Source organism: Leptolyngbya sp. Heron Island J, from assembly GCF_000482245.1.
In the GTDB taxonomy this organism is placed as follows: domain Bacteria; phylum Cyanobacteriota; class Cyanobacteriia; order Phormidesmidales; family Phormidesmidaceae; genus Leptothoe.
The window spans coordinates 104753-128037 of sequence record NZ_AWNH01000105.1 but is presented as its reverse complement, the minus strand read 5'-3'; the positions used below and the strand labels follow the sequence as shown (position 1 = coordinate 128037).

Here is a 23285-nt window from a genome sequence, read left to right as displayed (position 1 = left end):
ACCTTGAGCGATTAGGTCAAGACGATACCGGTTTCGGTTTGCTCAACAGTTAGCCGAGCGGGAGAGCATGCTGGAGCCCTAATGACTTCAGTTTTGGCCCGGTGTAGCACTGCGTAAAAATTGTTACCCCACGGTTAAGAGGGGTGAGAAAATAGTCAATCCCTCCGGCACACATCTAAACTCAATCGGGTTTGCGTCGCATAGCTCCCCGTCTACGACTAGCTTTTGGGGTGGGTGGGTGGTTAGCGTCAGCTGTTTAGTGCGTAGACAGACAACATCTTCCCGTTCAACTTGAGATTTGACTAGAGCAGACGTAAACAAGGTCGCCATGACGTTTACCCCCTGTAATCGGGTTTGGGGCAGGGGAATGGTGACTTCAAGCAGGCCATCATCGGGAATAACTTCGCCAAATCCCTGAGCGGCTACAGAAGTAGCTGGGGCTGCATTGGCGACGGTGACAGCCACCGTGTCAAATTCAACGGTCTCGCCGTCGATTTCAATTTCTGCTTTAAATAGCTCTTGGGAAAACAATTGCTGTGCTCCCGATAAGATGTAGGCTAAGGCACCTAGCTGATTTTTTAATTCTCGATTGGCATTCTCGACCATCTCGGCTTCAAACCCAACACCCGCTAGCAAAATCATGGGAATGTTATTGCAGTAAGCGGCATCCACTACCCGTGTATTACCAGCTGCGATCGCTTCACAGGCTTGTTTTAAGTCGGTGGGAATTCCCATGGCTACCGCAAAGGCATTGGCAGTACCTCGGGGGATTACGCCGAAGGGAATGCCGGTTTGGATGGTGGCACCGGCAATCGCAGATACGGTGCCATCGCCGCCTGAGGCAATAATCAAGCCGGTATCATTCTCGGTTTGATTGGCTTGGATGGTTGCGATCGCAGCTTTTGCCTGGTCGATGGGGTCGATGTCTGGCTGCGTAAAAATAGTATGCAAGTTAACCTGCGGTGCTAGGATTTGCCGAATCATAGCTAAATCCCGGTCTGGATTACCTTGCCCCGCCACCGGGTTAAAAATCAGATAGGCATCCCGACGTTTGGCAACAGCTTGAAGCGCCAGTTCTGCCGTTGCCATATTGGTGGCCAGCAACACATTGTGCAACGTACATACTCGCAATAGCGCTCGAATATCCGGCTCATTAGGATTAACACTGGCCGGGTCCAGCAAAAAGATAACACCTGCTACCTCGCCAGACACCACTCGTGCCGCAATCTGCAGCTCACCCCCCTGGGAGCCAGCGGCCATCCGCTCCACCGGCAGCCCTGTCACAGTTTCAATTAGCTGTCCGGTGGTCTCCGTGGCGATTAGGTGATAACGAGAAAGTACATGCTGGTAATTTGTCACTAATGCAACCATGTCATTTTTCTTAGTGTCATGGGCAATCAGTGCGAGACAGTCTGACATGGCAATAGATAACAAAACGACTGAAAAAACTACAACGTCTCCAAAGGATACCTATCAGCAGGCCCCGCTGACCATTCCCACATCGACCCCGCATAGTTTTGCACCTGATAGTCCAGGGTGACCAAGACCGCTGCCAGCCAGCCAGAACGAATCCCTCCCGTACAATAGACAACAACCTGAGTATCGGGGGTAATCCCCAGCTCTAGCAATGTTGCCCGGATGTCATCAGGCAACAACAATCGGCCATCTTGATCCAACAGTTCCTTAAAGTAAAGGTTGACTGCCCCTGGCACATGACCACCACGGGTCTCGCCATAGGGAGTTTGACCAGCAAACTCTCGGGCTTCACGAGTATCGACCACGACGACATTCTTCTGATCAGTATCCCGGTCCAGCTGTGCTTTTAGCTGCGCCTGCTGAATCTCCCAGGTGGCATTGCGCTTTACTACAAAATCACCCTGCTCAGGCGGCTGACTGCGACCTGAGTGCACCGGGACATTGGCGGCAACCAGTGCTTCAAAGCCACCGTCCACCATAGCAACTTGGGTATGACCTAGGGTACGCAACATCCAAACGATGCGTCCATCTTCGCCCCAACCACCGGGTGGATTGGCAAACACCACCACTGGTTTGTGTTGTGAAATCCCGAGGGCCTGCAGCCGCTGAGTTAATATGTCATCCTGCTCTAACAGTTTGCCGCGAGTCACTGCTGGCTCAGGCGAAAATTGTTTCCAATTAACATAAACAGCCCCTTGGGGTCGGGTTAGCGCTAACTTGCGAGTGTCTAACAGTGTTGCCCCCTGTTCAATCAGCTGTTTTGCCTCCGGGCTGCTGATAATCCACCGCTTGGTCAATGCTTGAGCCAGTTGATCGCCATCCAGAGCCGGTTGTGTAGAAGAGAACAGCTTGGCCTCCTGAGGTTCATCGCTCGATGCCAGGGGAAAATTGTTCTGTCGCCATTGAGAAATGTCTCCCTCTAAATGAAGTACTGATTGCATCCCGGCTTTCCACAGAGTTCTCTTAGCGATATTTGCTCGAATTCCCCGCTCACAGTATATGATCACTGGTCTATCTGGAATCTCATCCAGTCGCTTACTAATGTCTCGAAAGTGAATGTTAATCGCCCCTGGAATATGCCCCGCTTCATATTCTTCCGCCGTGCGCACATCCAGAATTAGCGGAGCCGTTCCGGCTTCGAGCTGGGCTACTAGTTCTTGCTGAGAAATACGCGTACTCGTCTGGGCCGCTGCACTACAGGCCCCTAACTGCACGCAAAGACAGATGGCCAATAGGAGTTTCCGAACTTGATGATAATTATTGTCCATAGATTTGAACAGAAAAATAAGAGAGAAAATTCTTGATCTTAACAAGAACTAATGAGTATTATTGTCAGACCTAAAAAGAGACAGTTGATTCAAAAATAAGACATAGCCTGAGGTGGGGGCAGATTAGATGCACGGATGTCATGGTCTCCTGCTTGGCGGAGATCGGTGGTATTACAGGTTAAGGGTTTGCTAGGGCAATTTAGAGCCATTAAACGTTACTGCTTCCAGCATTTCTCCATCTTTTACTTATGCCTTTGACCATATTAGCTAGCTAACTCCTAAATCTTAGACCTTAGCAAGTCTGGTAGTATATGCCCCAAACAAAGATGTCTTAAAGTTAGATTCTAAGTCTATTAAAAAGACTCGATGTGAGATAAATAAAATCAAATTAAGACCAACCCAAGACCCAGGGCTGACCTGCTGGCACAAGCCACTGATACGCCTCAATCTTAGGTCTTTCTTGGGTAAGACTAATGAGTCTTATTGTCAGACCTAAAAAGAGACAATCAATCTTATGACGAGATAGGGTATTCAGCCTAGATGGTTAGAGCTATCCACCAATTTGGGACATTGTGCGGCTGTAGGCTCCGGTAGTGCCGGATTCTCGCATTTTGAAGTTAATCTCTGGCTTATTGGCAACTAAACTGCCGACGCGCTCACGGATGGAGTCTATGGGTTCTCCGTTGCGTAAGGCTGCTCGTAAATTCAGCTGACCTGTCTCATTTAGTAGGCAGGGGCGTAACCAGCCATCGGCTGAAAGTCTCATGCGATTGCAGCGATCGCAAAAACATTCAGACATTTGGCTAATAAATCCTAGGGTTCCTTTAGCCCCTGGAATCTTAAAAACATCAGCAGGACCATTGCCACGAATCGTGGATGTTTCTAAACCCCAGCGATCGCGAATTTGTTGTCGAATGGTTTCTGAATCAATCCAACCCTTGTTGGTAAACAGCTCATCGTTACCAATGGGCATAAATTCAATAAAGCGTACGTGCCAGTTTTTATCAAGGGTTAAGGCCGCTAGATCCAAAATCTCATGATCGTTGACACCAGGGATCACAACAACATTCAACTTAAGGGGATCAAACCCCACCCGGTGAGCAGTTTGAATACCTTGCCATACCTGCTGCCAGCGCACCGGTTCAGCTGCAACAGGTTTGCCAACAATTGTTTCAAAGGTCTCTGGTTGCAGAGAGTCTAAGCTGATATTGATCCGTCGTAAACCAGCGTCATATAAAGGCTGAGCTAGCTTTTCTAATTTAAATGCATTGGTAGTCAGCGATAGATCTGTTGTCTCGGGTAAATGAGCAATTTCATCTACCAGCTGGACGATACCCGGTCGCAACAGCGGTTCTCCCCCAGTTAAACGAAATTTTGTGAATCCTAAGGGAATAAACACCTCTTTTAACAGGGTTAGAATTTCCTCATGATCCAGCCAAAACTCTCGTAGTACATGGTTGAGGTCAGCTCCCTCCGGCATACAGTACACACATTGAAAATTACAACGGTCGATCAGGCTGATGCGAAGATAATCGATAGGGTTCATAGAGTTTTGTCGAACTCAAAGTCCCTAATTCTAGGGATTTTGGGACTAAGGGAGTAAACACATTGTTTACATCTTAGCGGGTGCAATCTGATTCATCAGTGATGGTTGCTGCGATACTCGGAATCAAATTCTGTAGGAGTTGCTACAGGATGAGGCATTAATACCGTGGTTTGCTACTCTAGATAAAATATTTTCTATAGCTGCTTTAGACAGGAAATGGCCTTGTTGATGCCTAATGTAATCGGGTGTCGTCAGGAGCTGTGCTCCAATGGATTAATCAATAACATTTAATCAACAGCTTACGAAACTCAGGCAATTACACTTGCTTTTCTCGCCCACTACAGCTTCAGGATCTATCCGTGACTGCAAAAACTCCCGCTATTACCGATACGGTATCTGCCAAACCATCTGAGTTTAATCGTCAGATGCTTATTATTCTTGACTTTGGTTCCCAATATTCTGAGTTGATTGCGCGGCGCATTCGTGAAACTCAGGTGTACTCGGAGGTTCTGTCCTACCGAACGTCAGCTGAGAAAATTCGTCAGCTCAATCCCGCGGGCATTATTTTGTCCGGGGGGCCTAGTTCAGTCTATGCCGACCATGCCCCCAAGTGCGATCCAGCAATTTGGGAGCTGGGGATTCCTGTGCTGGGTGTGTGCTACGGCATGCAGTTAATGGTGCAGCAGCTGGGTGGTCAGGTGGAAACGGCCGAACGGGGTGAGTATGGCAAGGCGTCCTTACATATTGATGACCCCACCGACCTGCTGACTAATGTGGGGGATGGCTCCACCATGTGGATGAGCCACGGTGATTCGGTCACTAGCTTACCGTCAGGGTTTGAGGTGTTAGCCCATACGGATAATACTCCCTGTGCTGCGATCGCACACCACGACCAGGGGTTCTACGGTGTGCAGTTCCATCCCGAGGTCGTTCATTCTGTGGATGGTCAGGCCCTGATTCGCAATTTTGTTTATCACATCTGCCGCTGTGAGCCCACCTGGACTACCGAAGCGTTTGTGGAAGAAGCCATTCGTGAGGTGCGGGCCAAAGTCGGTGATAAGCGTGTACTGCTGGCCCTTTCCGGTGGTGTAGATTCCTCAACGCTGGCGTTTTTGCTGCATCAGGCCATTGGCGATCAGCTTACCTGTATGTTCATCGATCAGGGCTTTATGCGTAAGGGTGAACCTGAACGGCTGGTGGAGCTATTCGATCAGCAATTTCATATCAAGGTTGAGTACGTTCAAGCTCGCGATCGCTTCCTCCAAAAAATTAAGGACGTCACTGACCCAGAAGAAAAGCGTAAGCGCATCGGTCACGAATTTATTCGTGTCTTTGAAGAAGAATCCAAACGTCTAGGTCCCTTTGACTACCTGGCCCAGGGTACCTTATATCCCGATGTCATTGAATCGGCAGATACCAACGTTGATCCCAAAACCGGTGAGCGAGTAGCCGTCAAAATTAAGAGCCATCATAATGTCGGTGGCTTGCCCAAAGACCTGCAGTTTAAGCTGATCGAACCGCTGCGCAAATTATTTAAAGATGAAGTGCGCAATGTGGGTCGTTCCGTCGGACTGCCCAATGAAATTGTGCGGCGTCAGCCCTTCCCCGGCCCTGGTTTGGCCATTCGTATTTTGGGTGAAGTTACAGCAGAACGGCTGAATATTCTGCGCGATGCCGATTATATTGTCCGGCAAGAAATCCGCAATCGCGGTCTATATCACGACTTTTGGCAGGCATTTGCAGTCCTGCTACCGGTACGTAGTGTTGGTGTCATGGGCGATCAGCGCACCTATGCCCATCCGATTGTATTGCGCTTTGTTAGTAGCGAAGACGGGATGACTGCTGACTGGTCTCGGCCATCCTATGATTTGCTAGAGACAATCTCCAACCGGATTGTCAATGAGGTGGATGGGGTCAATCGGGTGGTTTACGACATTACCTCTAAGCCCCCTGGCACCATCGAATGGGAATAGGCTCGCCTGGGGCTTTTGTCAGCCCCCCGGTTTCTGATCTTTGATAACAGTTTGCAAGCATCCAAATTCAAGAAGCCGGGGGGCTACCGGCCATGCCCACGTCTAAGCCGTCGCGACCCCTTTCGGCCTTGCAAAGATCATCCGCCCCGCCGATGTTTGCAGGGCACCGGTCACCACCACCAGGACATTATTGCCAATGTAACCCTTGCCAGATTCCACTACCACCATAGTGCCGTCGTTTAAGTAGCCCACACCCTGGAAGTCTTCTTTACCTTCTTTCAGAATCTTGATCTCGATATCGTCTCCAGGTAAGTAGGCCGGACGAATAGCCTTGGCTAAGTCATTAATGTTTAAGATGCCGACCTGCTGCACCCGTGCCACTTTGCTGAGATTGTAGTCGTTGGTGAGCAACATGGCATTCATTTCTTGGGCCAGTTTAACGAGTTTGGCATCTACAGTAACCACATCTGCATAGTCCGCAGGATCAACAACAACCCGGTCTGGATAAGCAGACCGTAGACGGTTAAGAATATCCAGACCCCGTCTTCCCCGAGCCCGCTTTTGATCATTGGCCGCATCGGCAACGGCCTGCAATTCCTGCAAAACAAATTGGGGAACAACAATACGGCCTTCCAAAAAGTTAGTTTCCAGCAGTCCCTCAATTCGACCGTCAATAATACAGCTCGTGTCCAAAATTTTAGAAGTTGAGGGCTTGAGGGTGCCTTCTGCAATCAGCATGCTTTCGACGCTGCCAGGGTTGACCAATCGCAGTAGTGCTCGTCCTTGGGTATCTGCCAGGTTCATACCTGACACGGCAAACACAATGCTGTTCATCACCGCTGCCAGCGGCTTAATAAAGCTAAATTCTCTGGGGATCGGTAGCAAAAAGACCGGGGCCAAAATTAGATTGGCAATCAGTAATCCTATAATCAAGCCAATGGCCCGCGCAAAAATACGATCCGGTGGTAGGGTCCGGATTTGTTTTTCAAAGCGTCGATAGCTGGTTTGGGCAACAATTCCTAAACCAGTGCCAATCAGCCCGCCAAATCCTGCCATGACAGTCCCCAACCCTTCAATGTTGTTGACTTGTTCCAAGACTTGGGCTGGCAACAGGTCAATGCTGTAAAAGCCGATGCCTGCGCCAGCAAAAATGAATGAAATAATAATTAATGCGTCTAGCATTCGAATGATGTCGACCTTAGTGTGTGCCTGATGTGGTGAACCATACACCATCCCTGGGAAGGCCCAAACAACGACATTATAATCACTGATGTTCCCACCATTGGGTTTCTCGCTGAATGCCTTTATGTTCCTAAATACCTGATGTCCTTTTTGGCCCCCACCTCCGCCTACATTCATATCCCGTTCTGTCGGCGACGGTGCTTTTATTGTGACTTTCCCATTTCGGTAATTGGCAATCGCCAGCGTGGTGAAACCTCGGGCACTATTCAGACCTACGTGAATTGGCTGTGTCAGGAAATCAAAGCGACAGCGGTGTTGGGGCCACCTCTGCAGACGGTTTTCTTTGGCGGTGGCACACCGTCACTGTTGTCTGTGGCCCAACTGGAGCAAATTTTGCATACCCTTGAACAGCAATTTGGGGTGGCACCTGGGGCAGAAATCTCTATGGAAATGGACCCAGGTACGTTTGATTTAGCCCATGTGAACGGCTACTGCACCCTGGGGGTCAACCGTATTAGTCTGGGGGTCCAGGCATTTGATGATGATTTACTGGAACGCTGTGGCCGCTTCCATCGACGTACTGATGTCGACCGTGCCGTGGATGATATGCGTCAAAGTCAGGTGCCGAGCTGGAGTTTAGACCTGATTTCAGGGTTGCCCTATCAGTCATTGGCACAGTGGCATGAAATGCTGGAGTGTGCGATCGCAACTCAACCACACCACATCTCCATCTATGATCTCACCATTGAACCCAGCACTCCCTTTGGCAAACAGTATCAACCGGGTGAGCAGCCCTTGCCAACTGAAGCAACCACGGTTGAAATGTATCGGTTAGCCCAGCGCACCCTGACCATTGCAGGCTACGACCATTACGAAATCTCTAACTATGCCAAACCGGGACACCAGTGTCGCCACAATCGCACCTACTGGGAAAATCGCCCATTTTACGGCTTTGGCATGGGAGCCACCAGCTATACCCAGGGGCAGCGATTTGCCCGTCCTCGTACCCAACAAACCTACCGGCAGTGGGTAGAAAGCTACCAGCAGACCGGCGGGAAACTCAATGAGCCAACCTTACCGCTGACCGAACAGCTCACCGACCGACTCATGGTCGGTCTACGTCTAGCCGAAGGCATTGACCTAGCAGAATTTGTGCAGGCTTTTGGGGCCGCCTTTACCACTATGCTGGATGCTTGCTTAAAACCCTATTTAAAATCCGGTCAGGCGGTACTTGAAAACAATCGCCTGAGACTGAGCGATCCCGATGGTTTTTTGATCTCGAATACTGTTTTAGCCGATCTCTTTAATGGCATTGAACAACTGACAACACCCTAGCGATCCCCCTTGTACAGACGTTGTATACCAGGTCTCTCCCCTGTTGCCCACCCATAAAACTTAAACGTTTTGTAACATTGGCAACCATATATACAAGCCATAATTTGCCCAAGAAAGGATTTCTTGCCTTTGCAGCGATGCAGTACGATAAATCCTTGTGAAAAAAACCTCCCCTCCAGCTATGCCGAAGGTACTTGTTTCTGACCCGATCGACCAGTCTGGTCTCGATATTTTGGCCCAGGTGGCCCAAGTTGATGTTAAAACCAAGCTTCCTCCCGAAGAGCTTGTTCAAATCATCCCGAATTACGATGCCTTGATGATTCGTTCGGGTACCAAGGTCACCAGCAAGGTCATTGAAGCCGCTAGTCAGCTTAAGATTATTGGCCGGGCTGGTGTTGGTGTGGACAATGTCGATGTGGCTGCCGCCACCCGTCGCGGCATTGTGGTGGTGAATTCTCCAGAGGGCAATACCATCGCTGCTGCTGAACATGCCCTGGCCATGATGCTGTCGCTGTCACGCAATATTCCCGAAGCCGATCAATCCGTTAAAGCATCGGCCTGGAATCGTAAACAGTTTACGGGTGTGGAAGTCTACAAAAAGATTCTCGGCGTCGTTGGTCTTGGCAAGATTGGTTCCCACGTGGCGACCGTGGCTCGGTCCATGGGGATGACTATCCTGGCCTATGATCCCTTTATCTCTAAGGAACGAGCGGCTGAATTGGGCTGTAGCTTGGTGGATTTGGATCTGCTTTTCCAAGAAGCTGACTACATTACTCTACACATTCCCAAAACCTCTGAAACCACGCATTTGATCAACGAGAAAGCACTGGCCAAGATGAAGCCCACTGCCCGTATTGTCAACTGTGCCCGCGGTGGCATCATTGATGAGACGGCCCTATATGAGGCGATTAAAAACGGCACGATCGCTGGAGCGGCGCTAGATGTTTATGAGGATGAGCCCCTGGGAGAGAGTGCCCTCAGAGAACTGGGTAAGTCTGTGATTCTGACGCCTCACCTGGGTGCATCCACTGCCGAAGCACAAATTAATGTGGCCGTAGATGTGGCCGAGCAGATTCGTGATGTGCTGCTAGGGTTGCCAGCCCGCTCAGCCGTTAATATTCCTGGACTGCGCCCCGATGTGCTTGAAAAGCTGCGCCCTTATCTACAGTTGGCGGAAACCCTAGGTAATTTGGTCGGGCAGCTAGCGGGTGGTCGCGTGGAGCAAGTGCAAATTCGCCTGCAGGGTGAACTGGCGAATCAAGACAGCAAGCCGTTGGTCATTGCCACACTCAAAGGCCTGTTGACCAATGCGCTGAGAGAGCGGGTCAATTATGTCAACGCGTCGATTGAGGCTAAGGAACGCGGCATTAAGGTGATTGAGACGCGGGACGCCAGCGTTAAGGACTTTACCGGCTCCTTATATGTCTCGGCTCAAGGGTCTCTGGGTGAACATTCTGTCACTGGCATGATTCTGGGGGGCACTGAAGTTCGGATTACGGATATCAATCAATTCCCCATTAATGTCCCGCCCACTAAGTACATGCTGTTTACCCTGCACCGAGATATGCCAGGGATTATTGGCAAAATCGGTTCATTATTGGGTAGCTTCAATGTCAACATTGCCAGTATGCAAGTGGGGCGTCAGATTGTTCGAGGGGATGCCGTTATGGTGCTGAGTATTGATGATCCCCTGCCTGAAGGCATTCTTGAGGAAATCACAAAAGTACCTGGCATTCGTGATGCCTATACCGTCGCCCTGTAAAATTAACTAGTTGAGGTTGTGGGAGGGGTTGCCCCTGGCCACAGCCTGACTTAATCCCATATACCCCTAATCAAACCCTTGTCGAATACTTGGTGGGAGATACAAGTTACCTGCTCCCCGCTGCTTGAGGATACTGTCTTCTGGCGGTTTGAAAATTGGAAAGGCCGAGGCACCGCTAGCGAACGCTGGGGGCATCAAAGTCAGATAAAAGCGTATTTTCCTCAGCAGCAGTTTTGTAATGTGGATTTGGCGGCATTAGCTCTGCGTTTCCAACAGGATGCTCTGTGTCTTGGGACAAAGGAGCTGCCTGAGGTGACTTGGAGCCTGATTGAGGATGAAGATTGGTCCAAGAGTTGGAAAAAGTATTGGCAGCCCCAGCCCATTGGTGATCGGCTGTTGGTTAATCCGGCTTGGATGGAGCCGCCGCCGGGGTCGTCCCGACTAGTGCTTAAACTCGATCCGGGTACAGCGTTTGGCACCGGCACACACCCGACCACTCAGCTTTGTTTAGAGTCGTTGGAAATGCGTTTGAGTGAGCCCAAGCCGGTGACTCTAGCGGACATTGGTTGTGGTTCAGGCATTCTGTCCATCGGCGCTGTCCTGTTGGGAGCCCATCAGGTTTATGCGGTTGATACTGATCCGTTGGCTGTCAAAGCAACGGCTGAAAACCGCGATCTGAATGGACTCGAACCTGAGAAAATCCTGATTTCCGAGGGCAGTATTACCGACCTCAAGGTCAGTGAACCCGTTGATGGCATTATGTGTAACATCCTGGCAGAAGTGATTGTTGAACTAATTCCGTCATTTAATGCCATTGCTAAGGAATCCACCTGGGGAATTTTGAGCGGTGTGCTGCTGGAACAGTCAAAGTGGGTTGCTGATACCCTGGAGGAGCATAATTGGACAGTGGCTACCCTCTGGCGGCGGGGGGACTGGTGCTGCTTAAATATTCGTCGTCCGTAATCTTTGCTCCTTACTTGCTTATGGATAACTGGTTATATGTGTTGAAAATTGCGATCGCATCCGCCATTATCAGCGCCCTGATCAAATGGGTTGGCCCAGCCATTGCTCCCCCAGAATCCACCGCTTTGGTCCTGGTGTTACTGCCAACAATTATCTTGGGCGGCTGGCTTCTAAGTCGCTGGAGTCAGCCATAAACCCAGTGCACCCATGGCTACTACCCGCACCATCGCCGAAATTAATCAAAAAATCCAGGACGGTAGCGTCACAGTCTGGACCGTTGAGGAAACCAAAGCCAAAGTTGCTGAATTGGGACTGGCTGCAGCAACCGCTGCCGTTGACGTAGTTACCACCGGCACCTTTGAACCCATGGAATCATCGGGGGCCATCATCAATCTGGGCCATACCGATCCGCCCATTAACATTCGCGAGTGTTATCTGGATGGAGTCCTGGCCTATGCAGGCTTTGGGGCCGTTGATCTCTACATTGGTGCTAGTCAGGCCGCAGGCAACAATCGCTGGGGAGAAACCTCAGAAAGTAGTGACATCATCAGTGAGCGCGGTGGCGGCCATGTCATTGCCCAATTGATTGCCGGTCAATCGGTCAATCTCAGAGCTCTGGGTCATGTTAGCGACTGTTATCCCCGCTCCACTCTCGATATTGACATTACCCGCGACACCATTAATCAGTTCTATCTGTTTAATCCCCGCAATCTCTATCAAAACTTTATTGTTGGGGTCAACAGCAGTGATCGGCCATTGCTGACCTACCTGGGACCGCTACAACCATTTTTAGGTAACGCAGTTTATGCCAATGCCGGGGCGCTGTCCCCCATGCTCAACGATCCCCAAATGCGGACCATTGGCATCGGCAGTCGGCTATTTGTGGGCGGGGCACCTGGCTATATCGCCTGGGAAGGAACCCAGCACTTTCCGTTACAAAAACGTTTGCCTAATGGCACTCCCATTGGCCCCTCGGCTACCGTTGCCCTGATTGGCGATGCTAAGCAAATGCACCCCCAGTGGGTGCGTGGGTGTTACTTTAGCGGCTATGGTCCTTCTTTGATGCTAGGCGTGGGGATTCCCATCCCGATTTTGGATGAGGCTGCTCTACAGGGCTGTGCCATCAAAGATGAAGAGATCCTGGCCCCGGTTATTGATTTTTCAATTCCTCGACGGGTACGGCCTAGTTTTGGGCTGGTCAGCTATCAGCAGCTTAAATCCGGACATCTAACCATCAATGGCAGCCGAGTCAGGACCGCCCCCTTGTCTAGTCTGTATCTTGGACGTCAGGTGGCACTCACCCTCAAAGAATGGCTCCTCAAGGGTGAGTTTGAACTCAGTGAACCGGTCGCTCCTTTGCCCAAACAAACAGCCTTTTTGCCCCAGAATAATTAACTCGTGAGCCTTGAGGACTAAAACGACTGTGTCCTTACTCCTCTGAATTGTCTGGACTTGAGCTAACGCTACTGTCACCGACTTTGACCACAGTGGGTTTTTCGGCTGTCTTTTCAGCTCTAGAGCCATCATCTTTGGCTAAGTTGGGTTTGGGGCGAGAGCGTTTGGCAGGGCGTCGTTTACCACCACCACTGGGTGGCCGTTTCTTAGAACGCTTTTTCGGTGGCACAGCTGCAACATAGTTCCCCTCCTTGAGCACAAACTGATTGCCTTCTCGCTGTACATGCATATCCCAGAAGTAGCCAATGGTCTTGACCCCAATGCTGCCATTGATTAACAGCTTAAAGGGGCGCTTGGGCTGCTTACCTGTGCGCATTTTCTGGACAATGCTAACGGTAATTTCCTGTTTTCGTTCATCATATTTGATTACTTCACCCCGAATGGAGAAGTAATCAGGTTGAATCGCATCAGCCGGGGTTTCCAGCGTCTCATCCTCATCTTCACCCAGGGTTTCCGGTTCCCAAACACCAACAATCTGAACCGCAATACCCAAATCGTCCTGAAAAATAGTCCGAGGATACACAACCCACAGGTGTTCTTTTTCTAAATCCAGATGCTTTTTAACCAGGCTAGTGGTTCGTCCTAACAGTACCGCTGCAGTAGTGGTGCCATCGTGATTGATGATACCGCCACGATTAAAGGTTTCCTCTGAGGGTTCATATCGTCCCTTTAATAACCCAATGGCCCGGTACTGCATGGGCTCACTAGGCGGTGCAATGGGCTGGATTCTGGGTTGAGGAGTCTCTGGTTCAGTGGAGTCAGTGTCACTGCCATCGGCTTTATTCTCAACGGGTGTCTCAACGGGTGTCTCAACGGGTGTCTCAACCGCAGGCACAGGATCGGGTGCATCAGCCTTCTTTAACGCAACTAGCTGCTCTTTAACCGACGTTTCAACTGGCTTGGGCTCTTCAACAGGAGCCGGTCTCACCGGTCGTCTAGGCGGCTTTTTTAGAGCAGGGCGATCTGAGTCAGCAGCTGCGCTTACATCCGGCTTGCTATTGGATGCAGTGTTAGGCATTTCAGGGGGGCGACTGTCTGCAGAACTCATTAATCTCGAAACCTCCTCAATCAGGAAAACCGGCTTACTTAAAATTGGAACAATAGATTAGTTAGAGCATAGCGATAGGAAGAAGGTATTGGTTTGAGTATCTAAACCTATATTTGACCTACTACTCTGACCTAATTACTTATATCTGGTTTGTATCTTTACCTAGCTGGAAATCATAAATATCAAAGGGTGATATGAATTACCGTTTGGTTGAACCTAGCAGTTTTTAGATGAATAAACCAAGCCTATCCAAAAAAAATAGTAGGAATAGTAACTTAAACTAGATCACCTCATGGCCGCTTTTACGTTACCATTCATAGATTTTGACAGATGTCAGCTCAATTTAAGGATATTCTGTCTAATCAAATGTTTTGAACCGTGTTATTCGAGGTTTGACACTCTCAAACTGTGGTTTGTGAGATTTATAGGTAACGATAATAGTGATGTGATGTAAATATATTGTGCAATCTTTTTTAACGACGTTGGCTGGTGCATAGGAGTTGTGGCCTCCAGCAAGCTGCCAAGTCGTATCGACTCGTTTAGGTTTAAGATGGGCAAGTTGCTTTGAAGGAGGGGGAGTCCTGTGGCTGTCAAACGCAATCGCTGGCTAGTTGGCGGTATTTTATTCATAGCTGTAGCAGCGCTGTTAGCGGTCTCACTGGGACCTTTAATCCAAGCAGCGTTTAATCAAAATTCTGGTTATGACAATAGTGGGCACACTGCGGCTGCTAATGCTGATCGCCAGGCAGAATTACAGGGGCGTGCCAATGGCTATGAGCTGGTTCTAGAGCGTGAGCCAGATAATCAAGCTGCCCTTGAGGGACTGGTGGAGGCCCGTGTCGGTCTGGGGGATTTGGCAGGAGCGGCTGAACCATTGGCTCGCTTGGCAGAGTTAAATCCTCAAGAGCCTCGCTACTCTGTGTTGTTAGCCCAGGCAAAACAAGAACTCAATGATCTTGAAGGAGCCGCTCAAACCTATCGCAACATATTGACGGCGACCCCCGGCAATATGGAGGCGTTACAAGGTCTGGTGGCCTTATTGGTAGGGCAGGAACGCCCTCAGGCAGCGGTGGGTTTGTTGGAAGACACGCTGAAAACGGCTGAGCAGTCAAATCAGATTCGACCGGGCACCATTGATGTGGTTGCTGTGAAGCTGCTCCTGGGGCAGGTATATGCGGAACAGGCTCGCTATGATGATGCGATCGCCACCTACGATACTGCCATCCAGGATGTCGAGGCCCAGGGTGGCACCCCTGACTTTCGGCCCATGTTGGCCAAAGGCTTGATCCTGCAGGACATTGGTCAAGCTGATGAGGCTCAACCCCTATTTGAGACCGCTCTATCACTTGCACCGGCTCAATACAAGGACAGTATTCAGCAGCTGATGGCTCAGGGACAAGCCAACCAGCAGCCAGCTGCAGAGAGTGCTGCCGACGTCCCCACCTCCGATGAGACCGACACCGTGCTCCCCGACTCAGCTGATGTGCCTGAACCAGCTGAATCAGAAGCTAATTAATCTGTTCAACGGTACCTAGGCGACGGTTTGACTGGGCATTTGCGGATTAGTAAACGACTGATTTTGGCTGTCTTTAGCCGCGATCGCATCAACTTCACTAAATTCGATGTGATTGATTAAAGTAGTCACAAAGGCAAATAGCAAAAACGGAAGGGACAGAACTAAAATCAGCCCAACGCAAACCAGCGCATAGATTGGACGACTAGCCCCCATGAGAGCGAGGGCCGTTGCCAAGCTCAAAAACAGCACAATCAGCCAGACGATAATCTGTCCATAAATGTCACCAAAGGTCAACGTACAGACAAATCGGTACTTAGAGGCATTGTTCATCATATTGCCGATACTCATGTTGATCGAATCTATTCAGCATATCTATCGACCTAGCTGAGTTCACCATTTCTCAATACAGCTTCAAGAATTGCCAGGGCCATGGACCATCGCTATCTAATTTTTTATAAGCCCTACGATGTCCTGAGCCAGTTTTCCAACACTGAAAATGGCCACACTACTCTCAAGTCTTTTATTTCAGTGCCGGGAGTATATCCGGTCGGTCGGCTTGATCGCGATAGTGAAGGGCTCTTGCTGCTGAGTGATGACGGCAAATTACAACATCGATTGTGTCATCCCCAATTTCGTCATCCCCGCACCTATTGGGCACAGGTAGAGCGGATTCCCGATCCCAAAAGTTTGATACAACTGTGTCAGGGGGTAACCATTCGCGGCTACACCACACTGCCCGCCGAAGCTACCTTACTAGCGGCAGAACCAGAATTGCCCCCTCGCACACCCCCTATTCGCTTCCGCAAACAGGTGCCCACGGCCTGGCTACAGCTCACCTTGCGAGAGGGCAGAAATCGTCAGGTACGACGCATGACAGCCGCCATCGGATTTCCCACATTACGGCTAGTACGCGTTAGTATTGGGCATCTACATCTGGGAAATCTGCAACCTGGGGAATGGCGCGAGCTCACCTCCGATGAACGAACATACCTGCATCAGTTAACTAAAGGGTATGACTCGCTTCATCGGCGACGAAGGCAGCTATCCCGCCCTAAAATTCGACAACGTTACGATTAATGTAGTTGTATTGATATCAATGTATGCATGACCCATCGGCTATGCTGAACTGTATTTAATTTATTAAGAAACTACGATTTCCTATTCTAATGATATTGAGAGCTAAGACTATTTTTAACTTTGGGAATAATGGTATATGGCAACGTCATAATCATTATTGATTAAAAGGTTGGGTATAGTGATTAGCTTTACGCAACTGAATCCAAACCAGGAACTTGTATTTTCTTTATAGAAAAACTAAAGTTCTAAATGTGGACAAGGTTTATCTATCAGAGTTTTGCGAACTGATTCATAGGTTGGATCGGTAACGCCGTATTTTTCTTAGCTGCGGTCATTGTCAACGGCCTTCTTCTATCCACAGATGATCATTTGCCCATATTGCCAATTCAATAACCCGATCGAGCATAAATTTTGTCAGTCGTGCGGGTCACCACTGCAGCTATGGAGAGCCCTTATTTTGCCAGGGAAACCATCCATTGCCTTAGCAGTTGATGAGACGACTGGCCCTGAAATGGAGCCGTCAACCAGCGGCAACCCTGAGATTTGGCAACAGGTAGCTAGTGATAACATCGATCCGATTGCTGCTGAGGTGGTTGGGACACGAGCAGCTGGTGACTGGCTGGGGTCTCAACAGCGTTATCGCTTGATTGAACCAATAGCGCTCAATGCCGATAGCCAAAACCAAAAAGTTGTAGAAGTTCAGGTAACCGATACTAAGCCCAACGACATGGCGTCCTCCTTGGTGGAACAGCGGCATCGGTTTTCCTTAGTCGAGATCGATCAAGCTGATGGGAAGTCGCATTTTCCGCTGATGGCCTATCCCTATCTGGCACTCCACAGTCGGTTTTTCCCATCGATTCCAGAACTTCAAAATGCCTGGATTGAAGCTGACTACAGTGTCTTGATCGTTGAAGACCGCCGCCACCTGCCAGATTTACTCACGATCTGGCAGCAAGCCACGTTAGACCCACTGCAGCAGGTGCATAGCTTCTATGTCATGGTCGAACTTTGGGATGCGATGGCCGCCTTTAAGGGGCAGGGCAGTTTGCTAAACATCAGCAATCTGTGTATGGACGAAGACCAAATTGTCTGTCTGCGCTGTATTGAAATGGGACCCTATCGCAATGACTACCGACTGGCTGATATGGGTCTACTGTGGCAGTCTTTATTGCAGTCCAATAGTCAGTCCCTGTCAGATTTAATTGGGCTGGCGACCCAGGTCACTGAAGGGCAGATTGATGTCATTGATAGCTTAAAGGAAGCGTTGGTTGCGATCGCAGATCGATATCAGCTCGGTACAGACATTGCCCCAGCAGTTTCAGAAACCCCTGCCGAGAGCAACGTCCTGGCAGATTTAGACATTCCCGGCCTCGAAGGCATCGACATTAGCAGTGAAGATACCGGCATGGATAGCATCGACTCACCCACCATGGTGTTGCCGATGAAACTCACGGGTCTAGAAGACGCCGGCCAGTCCCATGTGGGTCAGCAGCGCGACCACAATGAGGATAATTACTTTATCCAATCTGCACTGAGTCGGCAGGAAACCCTATCTACCCAAACCCTGGACGCAAAATGTGCCTATATCCTCTGTGATGGCATGGGGGGACACTCCGGTGGCGAGGTGGCCAGCCAGCTAGCTGTGGATACTCTGCGCGAATATCTTGATGACCATTGGGATGCAGAACTACCTGATGAAAAAGAGCTACGCCATTCCATCGGTCTAGCTAATCAGGTTATTTATGAGAAAAATCAGATAGAAGAACGAACGGGAAGTGCGCGCATGGGCACTACTCTCGTCATGCTGCTAGTCAAAGGAACTACTGCAGTGGCCGCTCATGTCGGTGATAGTCGGCTATACCGCTACACTAAACGACTGGGGCTACAGCAAATTACCGTTGACCACGAAGTGGGGCAGCGAGAAATTAAGCGTGGTGTTGAGCCAGCCATTGCCTACGCCAGACCCGATGCCTATCAGCTGACTCAAGCCCTGGGTCCCTGTGGTGAAGAAGCGCTTGAACCCAGTTTTAACTATCTAAACCTCACTGAAGATACCCTATTACTGCTCTGTTCCGATGGCCTCAGTGATGATCGGTTGCTCGAAACCCATTGCTCTACCCACATAGAGCCAATTCTAAGAGGACATAAAGGCATTGAAGAAGGGGTGGCCGATTTAATTGAATTAGCTAATGAACAAAATGGCCATGACAACATCACGGCTTTAGTGGTGAAGCTTAAGGTGAAACCGGATCTCTCTAAGCTGCAATCAGTTTAAGAATAAATTTTGTGGGGGTGTTCCATGGAACACCCCCACAAAATTTATGACAGATAGGTATATCGGCTCAAACTCTCTTCGTAGTTTTGCAACAACAGCTGGGCCTCTGGCAACGTAATGCGCTTTTCTCTGAGGGATATCTCCGAACGACGGCGGATTTGTTCAACCAGGTCCTCAGAATCATACTGCACATAGCCCAGGACCTCCTTCATCGTGTCACCCTTCACCACATGTTCAATGGTGTATCCCTGGGGTGTCAGATGAATATGGACCATATTGGTATCACCAAAGAGATTATGCAAGTTACCCATGATCTCCTGGTAAGCCCCAGTTAGAAACATCCCCAGATAGTAGGGTTCATCAGCTTTTAGATCATGCAGTTCTAGAACAGATTTAACATCATGCAAATCAATAAACCGGTCGATCTTGCCATCACTGTCGCAGGTTAAGTCTGCCAGAGTTGCACGGCAAGTTGGTTCTTCGTGGAGACGATGGATAGGCATAATGGGAAATAACTGATCGATGGCCCAGGTATCGGGTGCCGACTGGAAGACCGATAAATTGATGTAGTAAATCGAGGCCATCATCTTCTCTAAATCAGCTAGATCATCAGGCACATAGGTCTCCTGACGCAGCACCTGAACAATCTTTTGACAGCAGGCCCAAAAGAGATTTTCTACCCGTGCTCGCTCTGTCAGACTCAGATAGCCAAAGTTAAAGAGACTAACCGCTTCCCCTTTAAACTGTTCAGCGTCGTGAAAAACCTCTTGGTAGTTTTTAGAGTTAATAGTCTGATAGGCTTCGTATAGCTCTTTGAGAATGGCATGATCGTCTGGTGAGGGTTCAAAGGGAACCTGGGGGCGCACCTCACTGCTCCCTAGCACATCAAACACTAGGACAGACTGATGGGATGCCACAGCTCGACCGCTCTCACTAATCAGTGTGGGTACTGGCAAATCCTTAGATGAGCAAGCTTCTTGCACCTCTGCAACAACATCATTGGCATAGTTTTGAATGCTGTAGTTTTTAGAGGCGGGAACGTTGGTTTTTGAGCCGTTGTAATCGACGCCTAGACCGCCGCCAACGTCCAAATACTGCATGTTGGCACCCAGCTTAGCCAGTTCTACATAGATTTGACAGGCTTCTCGGAGCGCGTCCTTGATGATGCTAATGGATGAGGTTTGAGACCCAATATGAAAATGGAGCAGCTGCAGACAGGAGAGCATATCGGCGGAGCGGAGCTGCTCAACTACGGTCAAAATCTCAGGTATGGTGAGCCCAAACTTGGCTCGATCCCCAGCTGAACCACCCCAGCGCCCCATGCCCTTGGTACACAGCTTAGCCCGTACCCCCAACCGAGGCTGAATCGATAGCTGTTGACTCACTTCAATCACCAGGGGTAGTTCGTTGAGTTGTTCTAAGACGATGATCGGTGTTTGTCCCAATTTCTGGCCCAGCATGGCCGTTTCAAGATAGGCCCGATCTTTGTAGCCGTTGCAGACTAACAGGGCTCCAGGGGTTTTTAACGTGGCCAGGGCAATCATTAATTCAGGCTTAGAGCCCGCCTCTAGACCAAACTGGTAAGGCTCCCCAAACTTCACCAAATCTTCAATTAAATGACGCTGTTGGTTACATTTGACTGGAAAAACTCCCCGGTAACAACCATCGTAGCCATACTTAGATATAGCTTTAGCAAAACAAGAATTGAGTCGTTCAATGCGATCCTCAAGAATGTCGGAGAAACGAACAAGAATAGGCAGTGACAAATTACGGGCCTGGAGCGCCTGAATCAGGCGGTGCAGATCTAAGGAACCCCCTCGATCCCCTTGGGGAGAAACGATTACATGACCTGCAGAGTTAATGGAAAAGTAGGGTTCTCCCCAGCCATTAATGCGATAGAGCTCTTCGCTGTCTTCAATGGTCCAAGTTGAGGACGCTGAAGAGAGTCTTGTTGTAGACGGTATCCCAGTCTCAGCAGGGACGTTCGGCGGCTGTTGATCGTTTGAAACTGGGGCTAAACTCATCAAAGTGTTTCCTTTAGCAAAGATGTAATGATAGTTTAAATTTATCCCTAGCTTATCTACCGAGTCTTAGTTGGGTTTCCATAATTGAGACATTAAGGCATGGTAGCTACACGTAGATATACTCGGTGCTACAGGTCATGAGGCATATTTGTACAAAGGAATAAACTCAGGTTATGAAGACACGCACAGCGCCGATACCGGTTGCCCCTGCTCTAGGTGTTGACTTGCTCATTTTTCTGGTGGCTGCTATTGCTGCATTTGTCTTTAGTCAGGCCGTCAGTCTAGCGCTAGCATCAGCATCTATCAATCAAACGCTAGAGGCTCCGCCGCAAGTTTTGGTGGTTGTATCTAGCGTAATTATTCCCATCTTTTTTATGGCGATGGATGGGATCAATGCGGCTGGTAATCGGCTGAAACTACCATTGGCTGGCAGTCGGAAACGAGCCCAGCAAATTTATGCCAGACGAATTCACTTGGGCCTATTGGCTCTGTATTTTAATGCGATTTTAGTGGCTCTCTGCTGGTCAGCGTCGGCGATGCCGGTGATGTCCAAGATCTATTTGGCGGCGGTATTTGCGATCGCAATCTACGCCCTTGGTCAAAGCATTCCATCCACTAAACTCAGCTTTACCCTATCTGGGATTTTATTTGTGATTGTGCTGCTGGCAACCCAGACCTTTATCATCACTAAAACCCAATCTGAGGCAGAACAGGCCGGTCAAGAACTTAGACAGCGTCTGGGCGGTGGCGAAGTGCCTGAAGGAGAAGCCCAGTAGAGGCGGCAGACTCAAGTTTTGCAGCCAAGTCAGGACAATTCTACTACGGTCTGATTATCGGCTAATACCTCTGTGGTCAGCAGGTCTTCTACGGTGACACGCAGCAGTCGGTCTTGATCGACTGTGAAGCTTAACCGCACTCGATCTTCCCCTGGCATACCAGGGGGATTTAGAGTGGCAATATTAGGAGCCTTGTCATTGAGAGGCTGAGCTACCGCCTGACCGGTTTTAGTTTGTCGAGTCACCAGGCGGTTACCTTCAAAATAGACCTCGGTACTTCCCTGGTCACGCCCTAGTTCACCAATAATCAATTCGATACTGGGCTGTTTTTCACTGGATGCCCCCAACACCAGCTCAACCGGTTGAGCCATCGGATAGGGTTGCCCCTGGGGAATAATGGGATGCCAGCCATGGCAGTTGTTACGCCGATCCCAAAAGCGAACGCCATAGCCGTGATACAAGAAATCCGTGAGCTTAATCTGTTGCAGTTTTAGGGCCCCAGCGGACACCGCTGTAAAGGGGCGATCGCAATATACCTGAGTCGTCTCAAAGCGAGTTTTCACCCAGGTTTGAATCGCTGGGATTTGAGTGGTTCCCCCCACCAGCAGCACCGCATTAATGTCAGCGATATCTACGCCCTGACGTCGTCCTTGCTGCAATACCTGATCGACCCGTTCATCCAAACGCTCAAAGAAGCCCTGGTCTTTGAGCACAGTTTCAAACTGGTCGCGCTCTAGGGTAAGCCCATAGCTATCAAAGGTTTCATCGTCAAAATAGCTCTCACTGGCACTTAGCGCCGTAGATAGCTGAATCTTTAGCTGTTCTGCCAGTCGTAGGGTCAGGGGCGATAACGACATACCATAACGGTCACATAGATACTGAGCCACCCACTGGTCAATATCTGCCCCGCCCAGATTTTCCCCCGCCTTCGCTACAACTTTGGCGGTTGACACCTGCTGGGCTGATTTGCCCATCGCCTTTTTACCCCACTTCAGGATGTAGCCCAGGCGCTGAGACTGACCACCGCTTAGCTGCACAATGGCCAGATCTAGGGTGCCGCCACCAAAGTCAATCACCAGTACGGTTTCGTTGTCTGACAGGCCATATCCCAGGGCGGCAGCGGTGGGTTCATCAATCATCCGCACCCGCTCGATATCCCAGCGCTGACAGAGGTTGCCTAACCAGCTGCGATAGGCTTCAAAACTGTCCACGGGCACCGTCAGCACCAGCTCATCAAGACCGTCTTCCTGCTGTTTAAACTGGTCAATCATCTGGGTTAAAAACCAGTCCCCCACCTGTTCAAAGGACACGGTGCATCCATCCAACTCGGGCATAAATCCCTGGATCGCAGTGCCAATGCCCCGCTTAAAGTTTTTAAAGCAACGCTCAGAACGATCTAACCCACGATCGCGCACCGGCTGACCAATCAGCACTTGATTCTGTTGGGCGTCTTCGACATAGAGCAAACTGGGAATCACGGCGGGCCCTGTCTGACGCTGGGCAATCGCATCCAGGGCGAGTACTTCAGAAGACTGGGTGGCTGCATTCCACCGGCAGAGCACCGTATTGCTAGTACCAAAGTCAATCGCTATTACCATCAGTTATATTT

General features: G+C 49.7%; 18 protein-coding genes. 10 read left to right on the top strand and 8 right to left on the bottom strand.

The window, feature by feature from the left end; translation table 11 throughout:
* Positions 1–123 precede the first annotated feature (123 nt).
* The 3 genes from N836_RS67155 to moaA form a co-directional block, all read right to left on the bottom strand.
* Positions 124–1419 (bottom strand): methylglyoxal synthase, encoded by a 1296-nt coding sequence (locus N836_RS67155; RefSeq protein WP_023076001.1) that lies wholly within the window; start codon positions 1417–1419, stop codon positions 124–126.
* A 29-nt stretch (positions 1420–1448) separates the two neighbouring features.
* Entirely contained in the window at positions 1449–2744 is a 1296-nt protein-coding gene (locus N836_RS75450; RefSeq protein WP_023076000.1) for a rhodanese-like domain-containing protein, read from the bottom strand.
* A 550-nt stretch (positions 2745–3294) separates the two neighbouring features.
* Positions 3295–4290: a GTP 3',8-cyclase MoaA gene (moaA, locus tag N836_RS67150; RefSeq protein WP_023075999.1), complete on the bottom strand. Its 996-nt coding sequence runs from the start codon at positions 4288–4290 to the stop codon at positions 3295–3297.
* Positions 4291–4649: 359 nt separating this feature from the next.
* On the opposite strand from moaA, the gene guaA reads away from it, so the two are divergent.
* On the top strand, positions 4650–6263 hold the full coding sequence (gene guaA, locus N836_RS67145; protein WP_023075998.1) for a glutamine-hydrolyzing GMP synthase: 1614 nt from the start codon (positions 4650–4652) through the stop codon (positions 6261–6263).
* 102 nt (positions 6264–6365) lie between these two features.
* Here the strand turns inward: guaA and N836_RS67140 are convergent, their stop codons facing one another.
* Entirely contained in the window at positions 6366–7445 is a 1080-nt protein-coding gene (locus N836_RS67140) for a PIN/TRAM domain-containing protein (protein ID WP_023075997.1), read from the bottom strand.
* A 141-nt stretch (positions 7446–7586) separates the two neighbouring features.
* Here N836_RS67140 and hemW point away from each other — a divergent pair, with 141 nt between their 5' ends.
* The 5 genes from hemW (at position 7587) to N836_RS67120 (ending at position 12900) form a co-directional block, all read left to right on the top strand.
* Positions 7587–8780: a radical SAM family heme chaperone HemW gene (gene hemW / locus N836_RS67135; protein ID WP_023075996.1), complete on the top strand. Its 1194-nt coding sequence runs from the start codon at positions 7587–7589 to the stop codon at positions 8778–8780.
* Positions 8781–8961: 181 nt separating this feature from the next.
* The gene (serA, locus tag N836_RS67130) at positions 8962–10542 is read left to right on the top strand and encodes a phosphoglycerate dehydrogenase (RefSeq protein ID WP_023075995.1); all 1581 of its coding nucleotides are present in this window, start codon (positions 8962–8964) and stop codon (positions 10540–10542) included.
* Positions 10543–10620: 78 nt separating this feature from the next.
* Positions 10621–11505 (top strand): 50S ribosomal protein L11 methyltransferase, encoded by an 885-nt coding sequence (gene prmA, locus N836_RS67125; RefSeq protein WP_023075994.1) that lies wholly within the window; start codon positions 10621–10623, stop codon positions 11503–11505.
* Between the two features lie 20 nt (positions 11506–11525).
* Positions 11526–11699 carry a hypothetical protein gene (locus N836_RS77245; protein ID WP_023075993.1) on the top strand — a complete coding sequence of 58 codons (174 nt, stop codon included), beginning with the start codon at positions 11526–11528 and terminating at the stop codon, positions 11697–11699.
* Between the two features lie 13 nt (positions 11700–11712).
* Positions 11713–12900, top strand: coding sequence for a homocysteine biosynthesis protein (locus N836_RS67120; protein WP_023075992.1), 1188 nt, complete (start codon positions 11713–11715; stop codon positions 12898–12900).
* 34 nt (positions 12901–12934) lie between these two features.
* On the opposite strand, the gene N836_RS73890 is transcribed toward N836_RS67120, so the two are convergent.
* Positions 12935–14008 (bottom strand): hypothetical protein, encoded by a 1074-nt coding sequence (locus N836_RS73890; protein WP_023075991.1) that lies wholly within the window; start codon positions 14006–14008, stop codon positions 12935–12937.
* 583 nt (positions 14009–14591) lie between these two features.
* Between N836_RS73890 and N836_RS67110 the strand changes: the two genes are divergently transcribed.
* Positions 14592–15524, top strand: a complete 933-nt coding sequence (locus N836_RS67110; protein ID WP_023075990.1) for a tetratricopeptide repeat protein — start codon at positions 14592–14594, stop codon at positions 15522–15524.
* A 15-nt stretch (positions 15525–15539) separates the two neighbouring features.
* On the opposite strand, the gene N836_RS67105 is transcribed toward N836_RS67110, so the two are convergent.
* Positions 15540–15872 (bottom strand): hypothetical protein, encoded by a 333-nt coding sequence (locus tag N836_RS67105; RefSeq protein ID WP_023075989.1) that lies wholly within the window; start codon positions 15870–15872, stop codon positions 15540–15542.
* A gap of 81 nt (positions 15873–15953) precedes the next feature.
* On the opposite strand from N836_RS67105, the gene N836_RS67100 reads away from it, so the two are divergent.
* Together N836_RS67100 and N836_RS67095 are read left to right on the top strand one after the other, a co-directional pair.
* Entirely contained in the window at positions 15954–16601 is a 648-nt protein-coding gene (locus tag N836_RS67100) for a pseudouridine synthase (protein ID WP_023075988.1), read from the top strand.
* 361 nt (positions 16602–16962) lie between these two features.
* Positions 16963–18876 (top strand): serine/threonine phosphatase, encoded by a 1914-nt coding sequence (locus N836_RS67095; protein WP_081716998.1) that lies wholly within the window; start codon positions 16963–16965, stop codon positions 18874–18876.
* A 44-nt stretch (positions 18877–18920) separates the two neighbouring features.
* Here the strand turns inward: N836_RS67095 and speA are convergent, their stop codons facing one another.
* Positions 18921–20900 carry a biosynthetic arginine decarboxylase gene (speA, locus tag N836_RS67090; RefSeq protein ID WP_023075986.1) on the bottom strand — a complete coding sequence of 660 codons (1980 nt, stop codon included), beginning with the start codon at positions 20898–20900 and terminating at the stop codon, positions 18921–18923.
* A gap of 173 nt (positions 20901–21073) precedes the next feature.
* Here speA and N836_RS67085 point away from each other — a divergent pair, with 173 nt between their 5' ends.
* Complete coding sequence (locus N836_RS67085) at positions 21074–21676, top strand: hypothetical protein (protein ID WP_023075985.1); 603 nt, start codon at positions 21074–21076, stop codon at positions 21674–21676.
* A 29-nt stretch (positions 21677–21705) separates the two neighbouring features.
* Here the strand turns inward: N836_RS67085 and N836_RS67080 are convergent, their stop codons facing one another.
* The gene (locus tag N836_RS67080) at positions 21706–23274 is read right to left on the bottom strand and encodes an Hsp70 family protein (protein WP_023075984.1); all 1569 of its coding nucleotides are present in this window, start codon (positions 23272–23274) and stop codon (positions 21706–21708) included.
* Positions 23275–23285 lie beyond the last annotated feature (11 nt).

What these genes read in the sequence shown, in the direction of transcription:
- hemW (WP_023075996.1), top strand. Translation starts at nt 7,587, where the DNA reads ATGTCCTTTTTGGCCCCCACCTCCGCCTACATTCATATCCCGTTCTGT.
- N836_RS67140 (WP_023075997.1), bottom strand. Translation starts at nt 7,445, where the DNA reads ATGCTAGACGCATTAATTATTATTTCATTCATTTTTGCTGGCGCAGGC.
- N836_RS67080 (WP_023075984.1), bottom strand. Translation starts at nt 23,274, where the DNA reads ATGGTAATAGCGATTGACTTTGGTACTAGCAATACGGTGCTCTGCCGG.
- N836_RS67120 (WP_023075992.1), top strand. Translation starts at nt 11,713, where the DNA reads ATGGCTACTACCCGCACCATCGCCGAAATTAATCAAAAAATCCAGGAC.
- N836_RS73890 (WP_023075991.1), bottom strand. Translation starts at nt 14,008, where the DNA reads ATGAGTTCTGCAGACAGTCGCCCCCCTGAAATGCCTAACACTGCATCC.
- N836_RS75450 (WP_023076000.1), bottom strand. Translation starts at nt 2,744, where the DNA reads ATGGACAATAATTATCATCAAGTTCGGAAACTCCTATTGGCCATCTGT.
- N836_RS67100 (WP_023075988.1), top strand. Translation starts at nt 15,954, where the DNA reads ATGGACCATCGCTATCTAATTTTTTATAAGCCCTACGATGTCCTGAGC.
- N836_RS67155 (WP_023076001.1), bottom strand. Translation starts at nt 1,419, where the DNA reads ATGTCAGACTGTCTCGCACTGATTGCCCATGACACTAAGAAAAATGAC.
- N836_RS67085 (WP_023075985.1), top strand. Translation starts at nt 21,074, where the DNA reads ATGAAGACACGCACAGCGCCGATACCGGTTGCCCCTGCTCTAGGTGTT.
- serA (WP_023075995.1), top strand. Translation starts at nt 8,962, where the DNA reads ATGCCGAAGGTACTTGTTTCTGACCCGATCGACCAGTCTGGTCTCGAT.
- N836_RS67105 (WP_023075989.1), bottom strand. Translation starts at nt 15,872, where the DNA reads ATGAGTATCGGCAATATGATGAACAATGCCTCTAAGTACCGATTTGTC.
- moaA (WP_023075999.1), bottom strand. Translation starts at nt 4,290, where the DNA reads ATGAACCCTATCGATTATCTTCGCATCAGCCTGATCGACCGTTGTAAT.
- speA (WP_023075986.1), bottom strand. Translation starts at nt 20,900, where the DNA reads ATGAGTTTAGCCCCAGTTTCAAACGATCAACAGCCGCCGAACGTCCCT.
- N836_RS67095 (WP_081716998.1), top strand. Translation starts at nt 16,963, where the DNA reads ATGATCATTTGCCCATATTGCCAATTCAATAACCCGATCGAGCATAAA.
- N836_RS77245 (WP_023075993.1), top strand. Translation starts at nt 11,526, where the DNA reads ATGGATAACTGGTTATATGTGTTGAAAATTGCGATCGCATCCGCCATT.